4 protein-coding genes are annotated in these 4,651 nt (G+C 65.3%); all 4 read left to right on the top strand.

Annotated features, from left to right (window positions below; genetic code table 11):
• The first annotated feature begins 95 nt into the window (after positions 1-95).
• Positions 96-554 carry an NUDIX hydrolase gene (locus Q1K70_RS17570; protein ID WP_300162364.1) on the top strand — a complete coding sequence of 153 codons (459 nt, stop codon included), beginning with the start codon at positions 96-98 and terminating at the stop codon, positions 552-554.
• A gap of 146 nt (positions 555-700) precedes the next feature.
• Complete coding sequence (gene glgA, locus Q1K70_RS17565; protein ID WP_300162361.1) at positions 701-2,158, top strand: glycogen synthase GlgA; 1,458 nt, start codon at positions 701-703, stop codon at positions 2,156-2,158.
• Between the two features lie 131 nt (positions 2,159-2,289).
• The gene (glgB, locus tag Q1K70_RS17560; protein WP_300162358.1) at positions 2,290-4,221 is read left to right on the top strand and encodes a 1,4-alpha-glucan branching protein GlgB; all 1,932 of its coding nucleotides are present in this window, start codon (positions 2,290-2,292) and stop codon (positions 4,219-4,221) included.
• A gap of 150 nt (positions 4,222-4,371) precedes the next feature.
• Positions 4,372-4,651: hypothetical protein (locus tag Q1K70_RS17555; RefSeq protein ID WP_300162355.1), on the top strand; the 280-nt coding region annotated here is incomplete at its 3' end.

The raw sequence follows: 4,651 nt of genomic DNA, 5'->3' as shown, positions 1-4,651 counted from the left end.
TTTTTATAAACGCTTGAGTCATCTTTCCCCGCGCGACCGACCGGCGGGTGGCGCGGCGGGAAGACGGCTTGGGCACGTCCCGGAGCCGAAGACGCATGGCCCTTACCAAACCCTGTCCCCATTGCGGCCAGCCCGTGGTCCACTACCGCAATCCCGTGCCCACGGTGGACGCGCTCATCCACATCCCGGGCCGCGGCGTGGTCTTCGTCAAACGCCTCAACGAACCCCATGGCTGGGCTCTGCCCGGCGGATTCGTGGATTACGGCGAATCCGCCGAGAAGGCGGCCGTGCGCGAGGCCAAGGAGGAAACGGGGCTCACCGTGGAGCTGACCGGGCTTCTGGGCGTGTACTCCGACCCCGCCCGCGACCCCAGGCAGCACACCATGAGCGTGGTCTACATCGCCCAGGCCCTGGACCCCGACGAACTGGCCGCCGGCGACGACGCCAAGGATGTCGGGGTGTTTCCCGTGGGCCGCTGGCCCAGTCCCCTGTGCTTCGATCATGAACGCATCGTGAACGATTATGCCATGTTGCTGAACAAGTTCAAGGTGTGATGCTATATTATCAGTTCGCTTATTAAATACTCAGGCGGCGCAAGGCAAGCCATGCTTTGCCCCGGATGCGCGGGGACGCCGCGCGCCGACACGGGAATCGGGCGATTTGCCGCTCGTGAACGCAACCGGTCAGGCCGAGGAGCGCGATGAAGTTTCATCACAAGGTCCTCTTTATCGCTTCGGAGATGTACCCGTTTTCCAAGACCGGCGGTCTTGGCGACGTCATGGGCGCGCTGCCCAAGGAACTCAAGCGCCAGGGCGTCAACGTGGCCCTGATCGCGCCGTACTACGGCCGGCTCAACACCGGCGACCACCAGTTGCGGCTCATCTACTCCAAGTGCCGCGTCGGCTATCCCTGGGCCCCCATCACGGCCGACATCTACACCGCCACCTGCGACGACGTGCCGGTGTATTTCGTGCAGCGCGGCGAGTACTTCGACCGCCGCTTCTACTACAACACCCACGACGGCGACTATTTCGACAACTGCGAGCGCTTCATCTTCTTCTGCCGGGCCACCATGGCCTGGGCCAGCCGCCTGGACGGCGCACCGGCCATCGTCCACGCTCACGACTGGCAGGCCGCCCTGGTGCCGGCCTACCTGCGCTTCCTGCGGCCCGAAGCGCCGTTCTGGCGCAACACCAAGACCGTCATGACCATCCACAATCTGGCCTTCCAGGGTCGGTTCGCCTCGCGGCTCTTCTGGGATTCCGGGTTGCCGCGCGAGGCCTGGAACATGGACGGGGCCGAGTTCTGGGGCGACTTCAACCTGCTCAAGGCCGGCATCGCCTACTCCGATATCATCACCACGGTCAGCCCCACCTACGCCCTGGAGATTCTCTATCCCCAGTTCGGCTGTGGCCTGGAAGGCATCCTGTCCAAGCGCTCGTCGCAACTGCGCGGCATTTTAAACGGCGCGGACTACACGGTCTGGGACCCCATCAACGACCGCTATCTGCCAAGCGCCTACAGCCCCGACGACCTGTCCGGAAAGGACCTCTGCCGCCGCAACCTCGTGGCCGAGCTCGGCCTGGACCGGCGGTTTTTCAAGCGGCCCATCCTGGGGTTCATCGGCCGCATCCGCGACCAGAAGGGCGTGGATCTGCTCATCGACATCATGGCCAGGCTCATGGAGCAGGACGTGGCCGTGGTGGTCCTCGGCGAGGGCAGCCTCGACTACGAGGCCGTGCTGCTGGACATGATGGAGAACTATCCCGGGAAGCTCGTGGTGCGTATCGGCTACACCGAGGACCTGGCCCACCGCATCCAGGCCGGATCCGACATCTTCCTCATGCCCTCGCGCTACGAGCCCTGCGGTCTGACCCAGATGTACGCCCTGCGTTTCGGCACGCCCCCTGTGGCCACGGCCGTGGGCGGGCTGCGCGACACCATCGTGCCCTGGCCCGATCCCGAGGCCACGGGATTCACCTTCCGCGAGCCCGACCCGGAGCTCTTCTATCGGGCCATCCTCGACGCCCTGGAGATGTGGAATCAGCCCGAGGCCTGGCGCGGCATGGTCAAGCGGGCCATGCGCGCGGACTATTCCTGGGAGAAGGCGGCCAAGAACTACATCAGCCTGTATCGGGAACTCGGCGCGGACATTTAAGCCCAGGGCCGGCGCCCCGCCTCGTTGGCGGCGTCCGCCTCCCCTGCGTGCGACCGTCGCCGAACCGGTCCGCGATCGTCGCCGCGCCGCCGTAAGAGGCGGCTTTCCCGGCGACAGCAAAGGAGTCCGTCATGTCAGCGACCGTCAAGCCCAAGACGCCGTGCCTTCCCGTGGCCATCGGCGAACTCGACATCTACCTCTTCGGCCAGGGCAAGCACTGGGACCTCTACCGCGTGCTCGGGGCGCACCCCCACGACGGGGAAAAAGGCCCAGGCTACCGTTTCGCCGTATGGGCCCCCAACGCCCGGTCCGTGTCCGTGGTCGGCGACTTCAACGACTGGACCCCGGGCCTGCATGCGCTTTATCCCGTGGCCGCCTCGGGCGTGTGGGCCGGCTACATCCCGGGCTTTGTCCACGGCGAGCTCTACAAGTTTTCCGTGGTGCAAAAAAACGGCGCGACGGTGGAGAAGACCGACCCCTTCGCCCTTTACGCCGAGATGCGGCCGGGTGTGGCCGCCCGGGCCTGGAGCCTCGACGACTACGTCTGGAACGACGCCGCCTGGATGTCGGCGCGTCAGGACAACGGCCTGCTGCTGGCCGACGCCGTATCCATCTACGAGGTCCACGCCGGCTCCTGGCGCTGGAAGACCAAGGACTACGGCTCGTTTTTCTCCTACCGCGACATGGCCGAGCACCTCGTGCCCTACGTGCGCGACCTGGGATTTACCCACATCGAGTTCATGCCCCTGGCCGAGCATCCCCTGGACGAGTCCTGGGGCTACCAGACCGGCCACTACTTCGCCCCGACCTCACGCTTCGGCACGCCCGAGGACCTGCGCGCGCTCGTCGATGCCTGCCACCAGGCCGGCATCGGCGTCATCCTCGACTGGGTGCCCGGGCACTTCCCCAAGGACTCCTGGTGCCTGGGCCGCTTCGACGGCACCGGGCTCTACGAGCACGAGGACCCGCGCCAGGGCGAGCACCCGGACTGGGGCACCTACGTCTTCAACTACGGCCGCCACGAGGTGCGCAACTTCCTCTTCGCCAACGCCCTCTACTGGTTCAAGGAATTCCATATCGACGGGATCCGCATCGACGCCGTAGCCAGCATGCTCTACCTCGACTACTCGCGTAAGGAAGGGGAGTGGATTCCCAACAAGTACGGCGGCAAGGAGAACATCGACGCCATCGAGTTCCTGCGCGACCTCAACGTCGTGGTCCACGATCACTTCCCCGGAGCGGCCATGATCGCCGAGGAATCCACCTCCTGGGCCGGCGTCTCCCGCCCGGTCTACACCGGCGGCCTCGGCTTCTCCTTCAAGTGGAACATGGGCTGGATGAACGACACCCTGGACTACTTCGCCAAGGACCCGGTGTTCCGGTCCTACCACCAGAACCAACTCACTTTTTCCATGCTCTACGCCTTCCACGAGAACTTCATCCTGCCCCTGTCCCACGACGAGGTCACCCACGGCAAAGGCGCGCTCATCTCCAAGATGCCGGGCGACCAGTGGCAGCAGATGGCCAACCTGCGCCTGTTTCTGTCCTACATGTGGGCCCACCCCGGCAAAAAGCTCATCTTCATGGGCTGCGAATTCGGCCAGTGGAAGGAATGGAACTCCCACGAGCCCCTCGATTGGGTGCTTACGGAATTCCCCGCCCACCAGGGAGCCATGGCCCTCACCCGCGCCCTCAACGCCCTGCAAAAGGCCTGGCCGGCCATGCACGCCCGGGACAACGACTGGACCGGCTTCGAATGGGTGGACCTCTCGGACTACGCCTCCTCGGTCATCACCTTCCTGCGCAAGGCCCCGGACGGCTCGCAGATCCTCTGGGCCTTCAACTTCACCCCCGTGGCTCGCGAGGACTATACCGTGGGCTGCCGCGTGCCCGGATTCTGGAAGGAAATCTTCAATTCCGACTCGGCTTACTTCGGCGGCACCGACGCCGGCAACGACGGCGGCGTCATGGCCAAACCCGCCAGCATCGGCGGCTGGCCGCACTACCTGTCCCTGACCCTGCCGCCGCTGGCCGCCGTGGCGTTCACGCCGGAGCAGAGGTAGGGGGAGGGGAGGGAAGAGCCGGAAGGAGGCGTCGCCTCCTCCCGGACCCTCCTCCACTGGGGGGAGTGACTCCCCCCAGGCCCCCCCGTCGGCGTGGTCGGGCGGGAAGGGCTGCGGTCACCGGAAAGCCGGTCGTCTGGCGGACCGAAGATGGGGCCGGAATTTTCCCTGCCGCTGCCGCCGCTTCGCGGCAGGCTCGGCAGGAAAAATTCCGGCCCCAGGCCGTCGCCCCTTCGGGGCGAAGTTCTTGGATTTTTTGCTTTGGAAGCCTCTGAAAGGCAAGAATGGTTCCTTTCTTTAACAACAGATTCCTTTCAGCTTGCCGGCTTCCCAGGATTTCCCTACCTTTTCCCGAAATTCGTCCAGGTCATCCTTTTCCGCTGCTCTCCGGAAGCCGCAGGGTCGGGTCGGGCCTTGGGCGCGGCGGGCG

The sequence above is a fragment of the Solidesulfovibrio sp. genome, from assembly GCF_029978005.1.
Lineage (GTDB): Bacteria > Desulfobacterota > Desulfovibrionia > Desulfovibrionales > Desulfovibrionaceae > Solidesulfovibrio.
This window is presented reverse-complemented; position numbering and strand designations above follow the sequence as displayed.